The sequence below is a fragment of the Candidatus Zixiibacteriota bacterium genome (assembly GCA_016933955.1).
GTDB lineage: Bacteria > Zixibacteria > MSB-5A5 > GN15 > PGXB01 > JAFGTT01.
In genome coordinates, this window is record JAFGTT010000008.1 from 1 (window position 1) to 18885 (window position 18885).

The 18885-nt window shown below is 48.9% G+C and carries 15 protein-coding genes; 12 read left to right on the top strand and 3 right to left on the bottom strand.

The genetic code is table 11. The features are described from left to right. Positions 1-640: 640 nt before the first annotated feature. Complete coding sequence (locus tag JXQ28_01625; GenBank protein MBN2276420.1) at positions 641-1714, bottom strand: hypothetical protein; 1074 nt, start codon at positions 1712-1714, stop codon at positions 641-643. A 294-nt stretch (positions 1715-2008) separates the two neighbouring features. On the opposite strand from JXQ28_01625, the gene JXQ28_01630 reads away from it, so the two are divergent. The 12 genes from JXQ28_01630 to JXQ28_01685 all read left to right on the top strand — a co-directional run bounded on the left by JXQ28_01630 (position 2009) and on the right by JXQ28_01685 (position 17736). Next, positions 2009-3301 (top strand): hypothetical protein, encoded by a 1293-nt coding sequence (locus JXQ28_01630; GenBank protein ID MBN2276421.1) that lies wholly within the window; start codon positions 2009-2011, stop codon positions 3299-3301. Further along, a complete protein-coding gene (locus JXQ28_01635; protein MBN2276422.1) occupies positions 3298-4935 on the top strand; it encodes an ATP-binding protein in 1638 nt (545 codons plus the stop codon). Before JXQ28_01630 ends, JXQ28_01635 begins: the two co-directional genes overlap by 4 nt. After that, positions 4910-6247 (top strand): sigma-54-dependent Fis family transcriptional regulator, encoded by a 1338-nt coding sequence (locus JXQ28_01640; protein ID MBN2276423.1) that lies wholly within the window; start codon positions 4910-4912, stop codon positions 6245-6247. Before JXQ28_01635 ends, JXQ28_01640 begins: the two co-directional genes overlap by 26 nt. Positions 6248-6937: 690 nt before the next feature. Then, a complete protein-coding gene (locus JXQ28_01645; protein MBN2276424.1) occupies positions 6938-7552 on the top strand; it encodes a sigma-70 family RNA polymerase sigma factor in 615 nt (204 codons plus the stop codon). A gap of 1 nt (position 7553) precedes the next feature. Continuing rightward, positions 7554-8144 (top strand): hypothetical protein, encoded by a 591-nt coding sequence (locus JXQ28_01650; protein MBN2276425.1) that lies wholly within the window; start codon positions 7554-7556, stop codon positions 8142-8144. Next, positions 8141-10903, top strand: a complete 2763-nt coding sequence (locus tag JXQ28_01655; GenBank protein MBN2276426.1) for a CHAT domain-containing protein — start codon at positions 8141-8143, stop codon at positions 10901-10903. The genes JXQ28_01650 and JXQ28_01655 overlap by 4 nt, the downstream gene beginning before the upstream one ends. Before the next feature lie 16 nt (positions 10904-10919). Further along, a complete protein-coding gene (locus JXQ28_01660) occupies positions 10920-12404 on the top strand; it encodes a S8 family serine peptidase (protein ID MBN2276427.1) in 1485 nt (494 codons plus the stop codon). A 137-nt stretch (positions 12405-12541) separates the two neighbouring features. Beyond that, positions 12542-13369 carry a three-Cys-motif partner protein TcmP gene (locus JXQ28_01665; protein MBN2276428.1) on the top strand — a complete coding sequence of 276 codons (828 nt, stop codon included), beginning with the start codon at positions 12542-12544 and terminating at the stop codon, positions 13367-13369. Continuing rightward, positions 13369-14097, top strand: coding sequence for a phage Gp37/Gp68 family protein (locus JXQ28_01670; protein ID MBN2276429.1), 729 nt, complete (start codon positions 13369-13371; stop codon positions 14095-14097). The genes JXQ28_01665 and JXQ28_01670 overlap by 1 nt, the downstream gene beginning before the upstream one ends. Positions 14098-14105: 8 nt before the next feature. Continuing rightward, on the top strand, positions 14106-15059 hold the full coding sequence (ilvC, locus tag JXQ28_01675) for a ketol-acid reductoisomerase (GenBank protein MBN2276430.1): 954 nt from the start codon (positions 14106-14108) through the stop codon (positions 15057-15059). A 131-nt stretch (positions 15060-15190) separates the two neighbouring features. Further along, positions 15191-17188, top strand: a complete 1998-nt coding sequence (locus JXQ28_01680; GenBank protein ID MBN2276431.1) for a peptidylprolyl isomerase — start codon at positions 15191-15193, stop codon at positions 17186-17188. Positions 17189-17253: 65 nt separating this feature from the next. Next, positions 17254-17736, top strand: coding sequence for an adenosine-specific kinase (locus JXQ28_01685; protein ID MBN2276432.1), 483 nt, complete (start codon positions 17254-17256; stop codon positions 17734-17736). Positions 17737-17867: 131 nt separating this feature from the next. On the opposite strand, the gene JXQ28_01690 is transcribed toward JXQ28_01685, so the two are convergent. After that, positions 17868-18284 (bottom strand): hypothetical protein, encoded by a 417-nt coding sequence (locus JXQ28_01690; protein MBN2276433.1) that lies wholly within the window; start codon positions 18282-18284, stop codon positions 17868-17870. Between the two features lie 332 nt (positions 18285-18616). Beyond that, entirely contained in the window at positions 18617-18844 is a 228-nt protein-coding gene (locus JXQ28_01695; GenBank protein ID MBN2276434.1) for a T9SS type A sorting domain-containing protein, read from the bottom strand. Positions 18845-18885 lie beyond the last annotated feature (41 nt).

The following is an 18885-nucleotide window of genomic DNA, read 5'->3' on the forward strand; positions in this document are numbered from 1 at the left end:
AAAAATAGAAATAATAAGGAGTGCAAGGCTTTGAGCTACTCAGCCATGCATTTTGTTAAATCAAACGGGGCAGACGAAGGCGTCTGCCGCCGACAATATGGTTCAAAGTCCCCTCTCGAGAGGGGATTTGGGGGCGTGTAAAGCGGGTTGGATAACACACCCCGTCTCCGCCTGCGGCATAAATGCCTCCGGCGGATCCACCCCTCTCAAGAGGGGATAATTAAGATGGATTCCCGATCGGGTCGGGAATGACATGAAAAGAAGCGGGAATGACAGGTTTTTTCCGGAATGACAAAAAACCGAATGTTAATGATATGAAAGGGGTGGGAATGATTCAATGCCGGGCAGACGAAGGCGTCTGCCGCCCGCGAAATTGGAGACAGGCGAATTTGCAAGTAATTAATAGTCAGGAGCGCGGGGCGCATTACCTATCATTACCTACTCGGCGGCCACTCACGAAATCAGTCTCGGCGAACAGGCTCGCACCCCAAGGGGTGCGCCACCGGAATATTTTATTTATCTGAAAAAGAAGCCGCTCTTTGTTTGATCAGGATCGATAATACAAGCAACCCCCCGGGCCGGGGAGGCCCGGAGGGTTTTCGGTAAGTAAGAATCCCCCCCAGTGAGTGAGTTGAGTGAATCAGTTGTTAAACATGGTGAAAGCCTCATCGGCCGGCCGGACCGGCTCATCGCCCCCATCATTCGGCCCCACCAGTGTTTTCAGAAAAGCCCCCGATTTCATGAGAAGCCCCTCGCTGTCTGTCCCAACGATCAGTTTTCCATGAAATTTTTGCACGCTGTTGACGACTTTATCCTCGAGCCTGCGGGCCGGCATGAAATCCCCGTTGTAATAGGCGATCACCCCGGCCTCGGTGGCGACATAGATCACCCAGCCCGAAGCATCGATATCACGGATGGTGTTCGACGGCAAACCGTCTTCGATAGTCAGGGTTTCCCAGGCGCCGCCATCGAAGATATACAGCGCCTCATCGGTCCCGACATAAACATAGCCGTTGTTGAAGTCGAGAGTGTTGACCTTGTCGAAGATGGTGCTGTCACGAAGCAGGAATCTCTTTTTGAATTGGCCGCCTTCCATCCGGTACATGCTCTGGCCATTGGTACCGACCCACAGCCCGCTTTCATCGGTCACCATGGCGCGGACGTCGATATCCTCGCGGACGACATCGTAGTTGTCGGCGGAACGGACATACAATCCCTGGCCGGTGCCGATCATCAACTGCCCGTTGAAAGAGTGGAGGGCCTTGATTTCGGATTCGAACTTGAGTGCCACCGTTTCGAGGCCGTTATCATGAACGATAAACAGGTTTTTACCGCCGACATAGATCTGCCCGTCATGCATGGCGATGGCGTTGATTTTTTCGCCGCTACTGATGGTCTGGAAAGTGTCGATTTTGAAATCATAAACGATCAAGCCGCCATCGAACACGGCATAGGCGACCGAATCGACAATCAGCAGATCAGCGATATCCATGATGGCGCCCTGGTGCTTCCCGGAGAGCAGGGTTGGTTCGGGAACGGCCGAGGCAAAAGCGGCATCGACCACTTTCTCGGCGATGGAATCGGAAATATCGGCCACAACCTGGTTGACGGCCGAGGTTTTGATGTTGTCATCATCGCCGCTACATCCGATAAAAGCGGCGGCGGTCAGGATCAAAAGACCCGTGATGGCGGTTTTGAAAATTTTGTGTGACATGGTGTCCTCCTTTAATTTTAAGGTTTTTTCCGGTTTTTCATTTCTTCCGGTTTGATTACATATCAAGGGCCATGCCATCTTTATTATCTTGTTGTCGTGTAATAATATAACTGGCTTATGGCGGGTTTTTCAAATGCCTTTTTGTGTCAATTTTGACACAGATTTCAGATTGAATTAAGAGAGGCTATGAAAATCAACGGGTTAAATGTGTCATTTTTGACACATAAGGGCCGATAATCAAAAAAGGCTTGTATAATATTATGCGGCCGAGTTAATTGTATAATCCGGTGAATTATGATGCGACATCCGAATATATATATAATAGTATACGGCCTGATTCTGGTCGGGCTTCTGGCGGCCTTCGGGACAGCCGAGGTGATCGGCCCGATTTTGCAGTATAAGCTGGACCGTCTTTATTTCCCCTATGGCGAGGAGGCGGATCTTTATCCCGGCCATCTTTTTTTGATCTATAAGGGTGACAGCCTGATTTACCGGGGATTGATCGAGCATTCCATGATCGGCGTTTCTTACAGCTATCCGACCGGGGGGATATTCGATACGGTCGAGATCGGGCTATGCCGGGCGGTGATCGAGACCGCCGAGATCGATACCGGCGCGACCATTACGATCGGGATCAGCGAATTTCCGAAATTGTACGGCGGGGACAAATTCCCGATGCTGTTTCCGCCGGATTCATCGGCGGCCGATTCTACGATTTCAGCAACCAATTCCGGCAACCGTCTGGTTATAAAGAAGTACGGCAATTACACCGAGATGCTGATCGCTTTCGAGACCGGGGAGATCGAGGCTTTCGTGTCGTACCGCAACTATGATGCACCCGGGAAGAGATATAAAGCAATCAGCGCCCCGGCGCCTTATATTGCGGTCCTGGCCCCGGATATTTCCAGGGCGGCCAATGACAAGGGCTTGCTGACGACTTCATTGTACTATCGGTATAACCCGAAGAATCCGGAGATACTATTCGACGGTGACGGGCTGGAGCCGTGCAACTGCCTGTATCCTTCGGATTCCGGATGCGACCGTTTTTACGAGTATGACCCGGAAAAGGGAGAGGTTCTTCTGACGGTCCTGGACAAACGCCCCCGGAAACTGAAAATCGCGGCGGCCGATCCGAAACTGCTTAAGACAGCGGAGTATTTCGCCGATGTTTTGTCCCGCGACCGGATTAAAACCGAGATCGCATTCGGGCGTGATGATTACGATATGATCGTGATGTTTATTCCGATGCTGAGCGGGAAAAGCGAATCGGGGATGCAATCGGCACTGGGACTAATCGGGGCAGGCGGAATCTCGGATAAAACATCAAAGGAGAATATCAAGGTTATCGGCAATTATATCGAGCTGGGCCGTCTGGCCAACAGCCAATCGGGGCGGGAGTATTATTTTCATCTGGCTGACCGGGGATTCAAAGAGGATTTCGGTCTTTTCCCGCTGTACCGTCCGTCGTTATATTTTGTGGGTCAGGATTATCTTAAGGGAGGACGATTCGATGAAGACGGATCTATTGACTTGCGGCCGCTGTACCTGATCAAACCGATGGCGAACCAGAAAGAGAGACAGCCATGACCTTCACCGGCCGTATCCGCATTTACCTGATATTAATCGCGCTGGTTCCGCCGCTTTTAATCATGTCGGTCATCTATTTTCGTTCCGTTCGGCAACTGGAATCGGCTGATCAGAATACCGCCGCAGGGGCCCTGGAACGGTCGTCTCGTTTCATGGACGCCTTCGGCCGGGAATTCGAGGATCGGGTGATTGATCTGGGACAATCGGAGTTTATTAAAAAGGCGGCTGTCATGATCAAATCGAACCGGGCTTCGCGGGCCGATATCACCACCGGAATGACCGGTTTCGATTTTCTGGAGATGATCGATTCCAACGGCGTGGTGCTGGCCAGCGCTCATCGACCGGGGCTTTTGGGACGACCGGTGCATGAAAATAACCGGATTGACAGCGGCCTGGCGGAAACGGTGGAATACGATATCAGCGGGGTTCATGCGGCGCTGGCTTATATATTGCCGATCGATAAAAATATCCTGATGTATACCGGACGGTATCTTGACGAGGAATTCCGCAATCTGGCGGGAGGGTTGATGCCGGGTGAGGTTAGGCTGTATTTCGAGGATGAGGAAATGCCGGCAGTTATGGGATTTGGGAGTATGGACAAAGGCCGCTTGTATGAAAAGGATGGTGCCTATTATTTTTTAATGGCGGGCGGTGGCAACTCGGGATTTTTTCTGGTGCATACTCTCAAATTCGGCGGAGAACGGCCGCTGGTCAGTTCGCTTTTAACCGCTACCGGGCTGGTAGCCCTGGGAGCGGTCGTGATCGCGATCCTTCTGGGAATGTATATCACCGGGCGGGCCAAGCGGGAGATAGATAATCTGATAACAGCCACAGCGCGAGCGGCCCGGGGGGATTTTACCACACCGGTGATGGCGTACGAGGAAGGGGAATTTTCGGAACTGGCCGATTCGATCAGTACCATGATGGCCAATCTCAAAAATCTCAGGAGAGAGCTGGCCGTTACCGAGAAAATCGCCGCCTGGAAAACAATGGGCCAGAAAGTGGCTCACGAGATAAAAAATCCGCTGACCCCGATTGAAATCTCGGTTGATGATCTCCGGCGATCGTACCATGAGAAATTACCCGATTTCGACCGAACTCTTGAGGAGACGACGGCAACTATCAAGAATGAAATACACCGCCTGATAAAACTTTTAAACGAATTTGTCGATTTTGCGCGGATGAGCGCTCCGGCGATAAAAGATGTCCGGGTGAACAAACTTATCGAAAGCCTGGAGAAATTATATCAGCATGATATTGAATCCCGGCGTTTGACTATCCATAATGAAGTCGGAAATAAGGCCTGCCGCTTTGACCCGGAGGCTATCCGGCAGGTTCTGGTCAATTTGATCAAGAACGGACTGGAGAGCGGTCCGGAAACGAACGTGACGGTCACTATTACCGATAACGGGGAAGGAATCGTTTTCAGGGTCGAGGATAGCGGACCCGGTTTCGGCGATAAAATTCTCGCCCAGAATTTTCAGCCGTACGTGTCCACCAAAAAAGATGGTTCGGGATTGGGACTGGTGATTTGCCAGAGAATTGTGCACGATCACGGCGGCCGGATCGAAATTTACAGCCGGGCGGAAGGAGGGGCCGGGGTATTAATTGAACTGCCCCGAAACGATGGCTAAGATATTGATTATCGACGATGAGCCGGGGATTCGCTCCTCGCTCAAGGCGGCCCTGGAAAGACGAGGGCATGAGACAGTCACGGCCGAAAATTATACTGAGGGGAAGAAGTTTTATACTGCTGAATTCGATCTGATCCTGCTTGATGTGATGCTGCCCGATGGTAACGGAATCGATCTTCTCAAGGAAATCAGGCCGCAGAGACAAAATCAGGCGGTGGTTATGATTTCGGGGCAGGCCGACATCGATATGGCGGTCGAGGCCATCCGGGCCGGAGCTTATGATTTTATCGAAAAACCGCTATCGCTTGACCGGGTCCTGATCACCATTGACAATGTCGGCCGGTCCATGATTCTCAGGAATGAGAAAGATCGTCTCAGCCTGCGGGTGTACGGCGAATTTATCGGAGAGTCGACGGCGATCAGGAAATTGAAAGAGGAGATTACTTTATCGGCCCCGAAAGCATCGCGTTTTTTAATCCTGGGGGAGAACGGAACCGGCAAAGAACTGGTGGCTCATTTGATTCACCGCCATGGACGACATCCTGATGGTCCCTTTGTGGCGGTCAATTGCGCCGCCTTGCCGTCCGAACTGGTCGAATCGGAACTTTTCGGGCATATCAAGGGGGCTTATACCGGGGCCGGAAAACCGCGCAAGGGCCGTTTTCTGGAGGCTTCCGGGGGCTCGATTTTCCTGGATGAGATAAGTGAGATGTCGCCCGAGGCCCAGGCCAAAATCCTCCGGGCTATCGAAACCGGCGAAATAACCCCGGTCGGAGCCGATAAACCACTCGTTTTCGACTGCAATATAATCGCCGCTTCCAATAAGGATCTCGATAAGCTGGTGGCTGAGGATAAATTCCGTCAGGATTTACTTTATCGGCTTAATGTGGTTCAATTTCGGATTGTTCCACTTAGAGAACGGCGCAACGATATTCCGCTTCTGGCCGGCTATTTCCTTGATAAATTCGCTTCCGAAACCGGGTCGGCAAAAAAGGAAGTGTCCGATTCGGCACTGCAACTTCTTATGGGATTTCCTTTTCCGGGTAACATCCGGGAATTGAAAAACCTGATGGAGCGGATTAATATTTATTGTCCCCGGTCGTTAATCGAGGCTAAGGATATTTCGCCGCTTTTACCGCATTACCGGGAGGATCGTCCGATGACCCTAAAAGAGGCGGCAGCTGATTTTGAACGGGATTTTATTCAATCGGCAATCGAGCGTCACGGCGGTAATATAACTGAGGCCGCCCGTCGTCTGGGATTGGAGAGATCACATCTTTACAAAAAAATGAAAAAATATCAGAACGAGTAGCCCCGTCTTCCGCGCCAGCCTATCTTGTTGTCCAAATGTATATTACAAGACACATGAATTTCCGGCCGTATCCTGTTTAAACAACAATTTCCCTGGATTCAGACAAAAGGGCCGGATGTCTGAATTTTTTCAGTTTTCTTGTATTTTATCGGGACGCTATTGGTCATAGTGGTGGAGGTCACAAAGGCATTGAGTTGTATCAGGAAGCGACTTGGACAGGGGGGGCAGAGGAGCAAGGGGGCGGGGGAGGTAGTTAATTTCCGTATTTTGAAGAAATTTCACTATAGTCACATCCTGTTTATTAATCCATTGTGATCTGTAAAATGTTTTGTGGGCCGTTGGGTGCGGGTGTAGACGAACAATCGGAATTTTCGGCGGTTACGAGTATATGATTATCAATTTTCGAGATAATTCGATTTTGGCCGAAAACTTGATTGAGTGTGCTAAAAGCGGATATTAATTATTGCGGGCAGAATATGGAAATAATAATAAATTGGTCGATTTTACGAAATAACACCGGCATCCAAAGGATGTCTTAAGGCAGAGAGGTGATTGATTGTAAAAGCAGGTGATTGATATCTTCGGGCCATCGGTAGAAGCCGGGTGGAATCGGGACCGGATCGGGCTTATGGCAGAGGAGGTATCCCCCAAACCGAATCAATCCAAACGATTTATTTTGCGCATAACCAAGTGAGTAAGAACAGCATCATTGATTTAGCATCATTGGTTAGACGATGTCAGGATGGCGACGAACAGGCCTGGATAAAACTAATTGATCGAGTCCATCTTGAGGTTTTTCTGATCTGCCGGAAGATGAAATTATCTCATCAGGAGATTTTTGAGATTTACGGACAGGTCAGTCTGAAACTTCTGGATAATCTGAAAAATATCAGGTCACCGGAGAAAATAATGAGTTATGTCGCTTCGATAACCAGAAATGAAATCCTGTCATTATATCGGAAGGAGCGGTTATTCAAGCGTTTGGTAAATCCGGTGGCGTATGAATTATATGATTCCCGACGGGATCAGCCCGACGAGATACTGGAAGCCAAGCTGGACAGCGATGCTTTGTGGGAGGCGATAGTGACTCTGCCGGATCAGGAATTCCGGCTAATCCAGCTTTTATTTTTTGACCGGCGCAAGCTCGATTACCGGGAGATTTCCCGGACGCTCGGGATTCCCAAATCATCGATCGGCCCGATGCGGGGCCGGATAATTGCCCGTCTTCGCGGAATGCTAAAACAGCGGGGGATAATTGACGGTGAAGGATCGGGGGACAGATTAAGCAGTAATACGGGGGATTGAAATGCAGAATGATTATATGAATGATGAGGTTCTCTACAAGTATCTGGCCGGGGAACTTTCCGCCTCGGAAGAAGACGATCTTTGCAGGCGACTGGCATCCGATAAGTGCCTGAAAGAGACTTTTGATATTATCCGGGAGCTTCACTCCGAGGGAAGCGGGACGGATTGGAGCCAGATTCGGGTTTCGGCCCTGGAACTGGCCAGAAGAGTTTTCAATGATTATCGCCGTAGTCTGAAGGAAAAGACCTTCAGTTATGGAATTAATGTTTATGATTCCAAAGTTCTCCCTCTCCCCCAGGGAGTCAGACCGGCCAGGATTGATAATCGCAGGTTAACATACAAGGTCGGTCGATTTGATCTTGATATATCTCTTTACCCGGTAACAACCGATTCATATGAACTAATCGGTCAGATAACCGGATCGGAAGAAAGCCGGGTGACCGGAGTGAAACTTAAATCAAAAAAGGCGGTTATTGAATCAGAGGCCGATCGGTACAACCTCTTTCGTTTCGCGCGGATACCGATCGGGAATTATACTCTCAATTTAATGTCCGGCGATAAGAAAATCGGCGCTGTAACATTCGAATTATGATAAGTATCGGGCAGTTTCACAAATTCAGAAACAGGCAGGTCCTGGAGCGTTATATCACCAGGAAACATGGCGGTGATATCGCCAAATTTCTGACTGACGTTGATATCAGCCTTAATCACATTATCAAGGCTGATATGAAAAAGATGGGTGAGTGTGTGGATGATGCCAAACAGATTTTTAAGTACCTGCCGCAGCAATACAAACCGCGGTTATATCAGATAATCGGGCGGTACAATAATTTCAAAGCCAATTACCGGGCGGCCCTGAAATATTACCTCCGGGCCCGGGAGATGCATGAGAAAGCGGGCAATACGGAAGCCGTGGCGCGGCTCAACAAGGGATTGATCGATGTTTACAATTATCTGGGGCAGTATGACGAATCTCTGAGAATCGGGCGGATGGCCCTGCGGTTCTTTCGACGGAAGAGATTTATTGAAGACGCCGGGCAGGTTTTGGTCAATATCGGAAATATTTATCATCGCATGGATAACAATCCCATGGCACTCAGGTATTACAACCGGGCCAGGAAAATTTTCGTTAAAACCGGCGGGTATCAGCTGGCCATAACCGAGTTCAATCGGGCCAATGTTTATGCCAACCTGAACCAGATCAGAAAAGCCGAAACATTATACCGGTGTGCCGCGGCGTTGTATCATGAAGCAGGTATGGAAATTTCCGTATTAAGGGCGGAATCGGCCCTGGCCTACCTATTGTATCTGGGAAATCGCTACACCGAGTCTTTGACCATGTTCGAGCGAACCAACGATCGCATGGAGCAGCTTGGTTCAGTCCGGCCATCGGTGATTTTACTTCTCGACCTGGTTGAAATAAACGCCAAATTGAATCAGTATGGTTCGGCTATACTTCTGGCCGAGACGTTGATCCCCCGCTTGAAGAAGTATGGTATGCCCTATGAAATGGCCAAGACATATTATTTCGCGGCCGACGCCCTGATCCGGGTGGGCGATTATGATCGGGCTTCCCGGATGTTGAAACAGGCTGTCAGGGTTTTTGAGGAAGAGCGAAATGTGTTATGGCTGGGGATGGTCAGTATTGCCGAAAGTCGTCTTTATCAGGCCGAGGGGAAGTATGGTCCGGCCATCAAGTCGGCGACGGAAGCCAGGAGTTATTTTCGGAGGAGTGGTGACGAGGTAAGGCGGATAGACGCCGAGATCACGATGGTCGAGGCGTATCAATGCTCCGGCGATATGGCCCGGGCAGATCGGGTGTCGAAACGTCTTCTGAAAATGCGTCTGTTGAGTTACCAGAAATACAATCTCTATTATCCGCTCGGCCAGGGCTATTATACCGCCGGTCAATATGATAAGGCATATGCCATGTTTAAAAAGGCCATAACGGAGGTGGAGAAAATGTTATCCGGCCTTTACCCCGATGAAATTCGATTTTTCTTCATGACAGACAAATATGATTGTTACCGAATGGCGGTCGAATGTCTTTTGCGGCTGGGACGGACGCGCGAATCGTTCATTACCAGTCTGAAGGGGATCGAGCTGGTCAATCAAAAATCGGCTTTTGAAAAAAAGATTCAGGCGGAGGTTCCCGCTGAACTCCTGGAGAAACGCGATCGGCTCCGGGCCGCCCTGAAACGGCTCAGTCAAACCGCGCCCGGTGAACAACGCAGTTCCGGAAATATGGCCACCTACTATTCAATCGAACAGAAATTGTGGTATAACGAGCGTAAAATAAGAGCCAGTCTGTATCCCGATGAAAAAAAGGTCAGGCGGAAGACATCCGCGGAATTTGATCCCCGCCGGTTATTGCAGAAAGACGAGACAATGGTCAGTTTCTTTTCTTCGGGAGCGATGTCGGGGGCTTTTTGCGCCGCAGCCGATAAGATCGATTTTGTCAGGTTCGATATCACTCGTGAGGAATTGGAAGTAATGCTTCGCAAGCTTCATTTCATTTTTGAGAAATCGGTTTTTGGATTACGAGATGTCGATCGCACCCGGCAGATTGCCGATTATTATCTGGAGTTGCTTTATCGCAGGATATTCCGACCGGTAGAGTCTTATCTTTCCGGCCGCAAAGTAATCGCTATTACCGACAGCAGTTTCGGGCAAATTCCGCTGATTGCCCTGCGGGATGAGGCCGGGATTTATTTAAAAGACAAATATGATATCCGGATTCTCGTGAATCCGGGGGATTTGAAACGTCGGCTGGTTTCCGATGATCGGATGGTAAAGACCAGGAATGCCATTTTTGCGGTATCATCCGATTCACTGCCGTCGATTGACAGGGAAGCAAACGAGATCAACAAATTGTTTGAGAAATCCCGGCTGTATTTAGACAAGACGGCCAGCTGTCATAATTTATCGGAGGAATTGAAGGAGGTTGATGGTTTTGTGCACATAGCCGCGCACGCCTCGCGATCATCGGAGAATCCGTTGTTTTCGATGATTCTGATGGGTGACGGGCCGTTTTATCCGTTCGATTTATTTGAATCTGGTGTACGGGCCAGGTTGGTCACTTTGTCGGGATGTCAGACAGCCGCCCCCGGTCTTTACTACGGCAATTCTTTCAGTCTCGCCAAGGCATTTTACCAGGCCGGAAGTCAACACGTTCTGGCATCGTTATGGCCGGTCTCTGATAAGCTGAGTATGCTCTTTATGATAGAGTTCTATAAGACTCTGGCTAAAGTGGGGAATGTTTACAGTGCTTATCAAAATGCGGTCAACAGGATCATTGATATCACCGATAATCCCGCGTTTTGGAGTTCATTCGTTTTGCTTGGCATTTAGCAGGGAGAGTCTAATCATGAGCAATATCAAATTTTCGGCTTTGGGGGTGTTGTTATTTTTATTCGTATCTCTGGTCGCCTTTCCGTGGCATAACGGGGAGGCCGGCCAAAGAGATGTAATCCAGATTCATCCGGCGGCCATTCCCGGTCAAGCGATTGTGAATCTTGAAGCCGCCAAGTCGGTACATGATCTGGCAGGTGATATTGACGGCCGGGTACTGAAGAGCGATCCATGTAAGAAAAATATATATCTCATCTCGTTTCCCCGTGATTATACATTTGATGAAATCAGGGATGCCCTGAAGCATAATTCCGGGGTTATATCGGTCCGGCCCAATTACCGGGTAGCATTACCCGAAGTAAACCAGGGAAGTGATATTTTTCCCGATCAGAGCAATCCCATTTACCTGGAAGGATCCAGTCCGAGTGCTTATTATGAGCAACAGAGTGAGGGCAATGTCGGATCGGATTCGGCCAATATGCTGGCAACCGGGCGGGATGTGGTGGTCGGGATTATCGATAACGGGGTTGAGTATTACCATCCGTTGTTTATCTATATCGACAGTATTACTTCCGATACGACCCTGGACAGTACATTTGCCGACATGGGATACGATTATGTCGATGATGACAGCAGTGCGGCCGAGGAAACGGGTGACGCTTATGGACACGGGACATTCGTAACCGGAATCATCAGGCTGGTGGCCCCGAATTGCCGGGTTATACCGTATCGTGCTTTCGATGACGACGGTGTCGGAAGCAGTTTCGATGTATCATCGGCCATTTACCAGGCGATTGAAGACGGTGTCGATGTGCTTAATATGAGTTTCGGTTTATACTCCAGCGACACCTCAATAGCTGATGCGGTGGGCGAGGCGTACGAAGCAGGAATTGCCATGGTGGCTTCATGCGGCAATGATAACACCGCCACACCGTTCTATCCGGCCTCATACACCGGAGTGATTGCGGTCTCGGCCATTGACAGCCTGGATTACCCGGCGGATTTCTCCAATCACGGAGCATATATCGATTATTGCGCACCGGGAGTCAACGTGTACAGCTCCCTGGCCGGTGAGTACAAGTGGGGGATCTGGAGCGGGACCTCGTTCGCGGCGCCGCAGGTGACGGGGATATGTGCCTTGATCCTCGAATGGAAACCGGCCTATTCCAGTTTGCAGGTCGACAGCCTGATTCGCAAGACAGCCGACACTTCGCTGGCCTGGGGTTCTTTTACGCCTCATGATTCATCGTACGGTTACGGCCGGGCCGACGCCTATGAGGTGGCCCTATGTCTGCGTCGAGGCGATGTGGATAATTCAGGAACCATTGATTCGTCGGATATCGTTTATTTGAACAGCTACCTGACAACGAGCGGTCCGCCCCCGGTACCGATCTTGAAACTGGGGGATGTCAACTGCTCCGGGATAATTAATACTCTGGATGTGGCGTATTTGATCAATTATCTCAACAGCGGGGGACCGGCTCCATGCTGTGGGGAATAGATCTATATTGGGGTTAGCAAGGGTATTTTCATTCCAAAGAAAAGCCTCCGCAAAACGGAGGCTTTTTTTGATAAATGTGATTGACAAATCCTTGTTATGGTTATATCAAATTTTCATATCTATTACGGGAGAGGCCTATGCACCTGGACGAAATCGGCCCATGGTCCGAAATGAAATTGAAAATAGTCAAGGATTATGCAAAGGTATACTCCACTATACTCAAAAAATACCCCAGACTCAAATACTATTATATTGATGCCTTTTCCGGGCCGGGCATTCACAAACGTAAGAAAACCGGTGAATTTATACCGGGTAGTCCGCTTAATGTATTGTCAGTCAGACTGAATTTCCATGGGTATTATTTCATGGATAAGGATTGTGAGAAAATAGGATTTTTAAAGAAATTGATAGGGCCAAATGAAAACATAAAATATATATGTGGTGATTCCAATGTGCTATTGATTAAGGAAGTCTTTCCAGAAATTAAATATGAGGATTATAAAAGAGCATTATGTTTTCTTGATCCTTATGGGTTACATCTGGATTGGAAGGTCGTGGAATTCGCAGGTAAAATGAAGACAATTGAGGTGTTCATTCTTTTTCCCTTGGAGGACATGAATCGGAATATTTTGCATAAAAACCCAGTGGATGTTAAGAAGAATCAAAAGATAAGAATGAACGCTTTCTGGGGTGATGAGTCGTGGTTTGAATATACATATGAAGAGGATTTGCCGGATTTATTTGGCGAGCCCACTCGATTTAAGGATAAGATTGATATCCTGTTGAAGGCATATAAGAAGCGCCTAAAGAATATTGCTAATTTTCAATATGTACCAGATCCTATTCCTTTTAGGAATAAGAAAAACGCCATAATATATTATATTTATTTTGCCACCCAGAAAAAGACTGCGTATGATGTGGTAAATTATATATTGAAGAAGTACAGTAAAACGGGCAGGATATAGTGGCCATTAAATCAGCCATAGAATGGACCGATTCAACCTGGAATCCAATCACAGGTTGTACCAAAATCAGTCCCGGGTGTCGCTTCTGTTATGCGGAGAGAATGGCGAATCGATTGAGGGCAATGGGTCAAAAGAATTATGCCAGAGGGTTTGATGTCGTGCTTCATGATGATGTCCTGGACTATCCGCTTCAATGGAAAAAAGCGCAGAATATATTTGTAAATTCCATGAGCGATCTTTTTCATGAACAGGTGCCTGTCCCATTTATACAAAAGATTTTCGGGGTAATGCATAGAGCTCATTGGCATCGTTTTCAGATTCTCACAAAAAGATCCGGGCGCTTGAAAGACCTGTCCGACTTATTGCACTGGACTCCAAACATATGGATGGGAGTCAGTATCGAAAACAGCAGGTACAAGTTTAGAATCGATGATTTGAGAGAAACAAAAGCAACCATTAAATTTCTTTCTATTGAACCACTCATTGGCCGAATCGGAAGAATAAACTTAAGGAATGTGGATTGGGTAATAGCAGGGGGAGAATCCGGTCCCGGGGCAAGGCCCATCCGGCAGGATTGGGTTACTGAAATACGTGACCAATGTCTTGAAGCCGATGTTCCCTTTTTTTTCAAACAATGGGGTGGTGTTAATAAGAAGAAAAACGGCCGAATTCTGGAAGGGAGAACGTGGGATGAAATGCCGGCCATAATGTCCCCGGCAGGAATCTAATCTCATCTATGTCAGCCAAAATTAATATCGCCGTGGTCGGCTATGGTTCGCAGGGACGAGCCTGGGCCCTTAATCTGAGGGATTCAGGGATGCCCGTCACTATCGGTATCCCGGCCGGGGATGCCTCGCGCAAGACCGCCCTTAAGGATGGTTTCAAAGATATTACTTCTGTCGGCCGGGCGGTCGAATCATCGCATATCATCGTTTTCGCTTTTCCCGATCATCTTCACGGACGCGCTTTTAAGAAAGCCATAGAGCCGTATCTGCGGCCGAAAAGCGCCCTGGTGTTTTTGCATGGCTATTCAATTCATTTCGGGACGGTGATCCCTCCGAAAATCACCGATATTATTCTCCTGGCGCCGCTTGGACCGGGAACGGCGGTCCGGGAGAAATATCTGGCCGGGGAATCAATCGGGTATTTTTATGCCGTTCACCATAATGCAACCGGCCGGGCGCGCCGCGTTCTGGATTACCTGGTCAGGGGCCTGAAGATCGATCGCCGGACGATGATAAAAACGACCTTTGCCGATGAAGCTATCGGCGACCTGTTCGGAGAACAAGCAGTTCTTTGCGGCGGGCTGTCGCAGTTAATAAAGATGGGTTTCGAGACCCTCGTGGAATCCGGAATTGCTCCGGATAAGGCCTACCTGGAGGTGGCTTACCAGCTCGATTTAATTGTCGGTCTCATAAAGGACCACGGCATCGAGGGAATGTTCCATCGGATTTCGGTCGCGGCGCGGTATGGATCGCTTTTAAACGGACCGCGGATAATCGGACCGCAGGCTAAAAGCGGTATGAAAAAAATTCTGGCCGAGATAAAATCCGGCCAATTTGCCAAAAAACTGAATTCCTTATCTCCGGCTGAGGTTAAAAAACTGGATACCGAATTAAGGGGTTTGACTGATCCATTACTGGAAAAATCAGCCCGCAAATTCAGTCCGATCAAATCCAAAAAGAAATAACGATTTCATCCCGACTGAAGACTACCACCTGTCTTAGCGGGACCGGTTTTTTTGTTGATTCCAATCGAATACCGGGCAATCTTTCAATAATAAATTCCTGAATCGACCATAAAAATATAAGGTAGCAGGGTATGAAAAAAATCGTTTGGGCTTCATTACTGCTGATTATCATCATCGGCGTTATTGCCGTAATATATCTGGATATATTCAATCTAAGTAACAGCACCGAGACCAAAATAGCTTCGATTATTGCCGCCGAGGACACCCGCCGCGTGGATGTTTCGGTGGTCAGGGGGTTGACCGATCTGGATCCCAAAGTCCGGGTCAAAGCCGCACTGGCAGTGGGACGAATCGGTGATACGGAAACAGCCGGCAAGCTTTTTGATATGCTCGAGGATTCGGTGGCCGAAGTAGCCACAACCGCCGCATTGGCTCTTGGTCTGACCGGAGATAAAAGCTTTGCTTCGCGCCTGCTTGATCTTGCGGATAATCCCGACCCGGAAATAACTGCCGCCATTGTCAGGGCGGCCGGATATTTATCCGATTCTTCGATGGTTGATATCAATACGCAGATAGCTTCGTTTCTGGACCATGTCGATCATCGGGTCCGGGAACAGGCGGCGTATGCCCTGTTCCGGGCCGGAGCGCGTGATGAAAGCGGGCGGTTGATCAATACCGGCCGCAACGATGCTGTCCGGCCGGTCCAGATCGCCGCGCTGTATTCTCTGACCCGGCTGGGTGCGGCCGAGGCGGCGGAATTTTACGCCGAGTGGCTGCCCGATGCCGAACCATTTATCCGCTCGCTGGCCCTGAAGGGACTGACTCTGGGGCACGATGAAACCCGGGTGCCGATTATTGCGGGGTCGCTCAACGACCGGGATAACAATGTTGTTTCCCAGGCCGTCGGATCGCTGGTCTCAATCGGGTCGGTTCGCGCCATCCGCTATCTTAAAGACCGGTATGCCAATGAGACCGATGAAAAATTGAAAGTCCAGTTACTCGAAGCCTTCACGCAAATTAAGCAGGGAGATATCGAGGAATTCGTTCTCGACGATCTTGGCGAGGATACGACAACGGTGAATGTCTGGGCGGCCGGGATAGTTTATCTGGCCGCGATACAGGGCGAGAAAGCGATCCCGCTGATCGACAGTCTGCTGGATGTGGAGCAATCATACCTGATGACTAAAATCGCTGAAGCCCTCGGGAAAATAGGCGGCGAGGCGGTTCTGCCGCGATTGAACTCGCTCTACAACGACAGCCTAGCCGATATCCGGATGGCGGCTTTCGAGCAGTTGTGTACAGTCGATCCCGGCAATATCGATTACTATCTGAAGACTTCGCTTCATGATAATGACCCGATCGTAGCGGCGGTGGCAATTGACCGGATCGGGCAATATCAAAGGAACCAGTTCCTGCCGCAGTTGATGACCATGATGAAGATGCGGGAGATGGCGGATATCAATGTGAGACGCTCGATTGCTCAGGCGGCCGGGCAGTTTCTCGGAACGGAGTCGGATTCGCTGGCCGAAAGTCTGCTGTACCATTGCCTGCTGGATAAAGACTATGTTGTCAGCCGCGAAGCGGCTCTGATTTATAAGAAAAAACTGGATCAGGATAAATCGGCTTTTATCAGCCCGCCGACCGGACTGTACGGTGAAAGAAATATCAAGTCGTTGTACAACCGTTACCGCCGTAACCCGGCGGCAGTCATCACTACCAACCGCGGAACATTCGAAATGGAACTCTATTTCGATATCGCTCCGTTGACCGTGGCCAATTTTATCGAGCTTGCCGAAAATGAGTTTTATAACGGTTTGCATTTTCACCGGGTGGTGCCCGGTTTCGTGATCCAGGGCGGTGACCCGCTCGGCAACGGCTGGGGCGGGCCGGGGTATATGATCCGCGATGAGTACAGCGATCTGACTATCCGGCGCGGAGCGGTCGGAATTGCCACCTCGGGCAAGGATACCGGCGGATCGCAGTTCTTTGTCTGCCTCATGCCGCAACCCCATCTTGACTCCCGCTACACCCTGTTCGGGCAGGTGATTAAGGGGATGGAGGTGGTCGACCGGATTGTCCGGGGGGATATCATCGAAAAGATCGTAATAACCACGGCGCCGCGGGAATAGAGTTTTAATTATGCCGGTCGGAAATCAATGCCGGTGAGGATATGAGATTAACTGATGGAGGATAAATGAAAACCAAATTGATCGACATCAAGATTGCCCCGGATCAGAACATGATTTTCGGGATGTCACATTTTATCAAGACGGTCGAGGATTTGTACGAGGCCATGATAACCGGTGCGACCGGGGTGGAGTTCGGGATTGCTTTCTGCGAGGCCTCGCAGGACCGACTGGTGCGGTCCGACGGCAATAATGCCGAACTGATCGAGCTGGCCGAGAAAACGGCCTTCGATATCGCCTGCGGGCACACCTTTGTTATTTTCATGCGCAACGCGTACCCGATCAATTTCCTGCCTCGGATCAAAGAGGTTCCGGAGGTCTGCCGGATTTTCTGCGCCACCTCCAACCCGGTCCAGGTGGTTGTGGCCGAGACCGACCAGGGGCGCGGGGTGATGGGAGTGGTTGACGGGCAGATGCCGATCGGAATCGAGGATGAAGGTCACCGGCAGGAACGCCACAAATTCCTAAGAATTATCGGGTATAAGAGGTAAGGGATAGAGTTACTGATGGTATAAGGTACGGCAGGTTTAGCTTAGAATAAGCTATCAAATGTATAATATAACCAGTTATTGCACCAAATGATCTGGATTGCCATATCTTATATAGATATTGCCATACTTTACTATTCGCTTATTGAATATATCATCAGGCTGTCTATGATGTCACCTTGTTTCTTAATCTGAATCGTCGTGTCTTGCGTAATATAGCCTTCTTTTTCAAACCGCAGCAATATGTCATATTGATTTTGAAAGCATCCAAATTGCTCGCATATATTGCAACCACTAAATCGTGCCAATCGATAAAAACCAGTGGAATCCGTCAAATAGCAGGCTGAATCATATTCATCTTGAAAAATGGTGACGTAGACGCTGTCCAAGGGTAGTTGGGAATCATTGCCAACCACATATCCACTTATTAGATAGAGAAGGTGTTCACTATCTGTGACCGTGTATTTAGTACATCCAGAAATAAAACAGGTAATAATTAATAAACTTGATATTAGAAGCAATACTAATATTTGCTTTTTTCTGGCATTCACTGCCGACCTCCCATGATCTATTATTATTATTATGTTAAACACATCCTCGAATTCAGATATACCCAATATAATAGACTATTCTATAGCCGCAATTGTTTATTTATTTTTTCTCCTTTCGTATATTAAGAGTCGTGTTTTGGGGGGGAGGAGTCCTTCGATGGTTCTATCACCATATAGAACCGGGGTTGTCGAAACAGATTCTTCCCCTCTGTGTTTTCATCGAATCAGCAGGGAACAAACCCCTCAGTGATTCTTCCCGCCTCTATTCCGATTCTTTTAATTGGACAGTAATGGCAGATCCAAATACGCCTTGTGATCGCAAAATTACTTTTTCATTTCATCATGATAATTTTCTTTGTGCAGGTGAAATCCCCGGCAATAAATCTCGCAAAATATATCCCGCTGGTAACCAATCGTCCCTTGCAGTCATAGCCATCCCAGGTCAACTGGTGGTCGCCAGCCGGAATCGGGCTATCCACCAGAGTTATTACCCGTTGACCAAGAACATTATAGATGTTCAGACTGACAGCCGTTTCCTGCGGCAATGAAAAGGCAAACATTGTGGTCGGATTAAATGGGTTGGGATAATTACGAAAAGTAA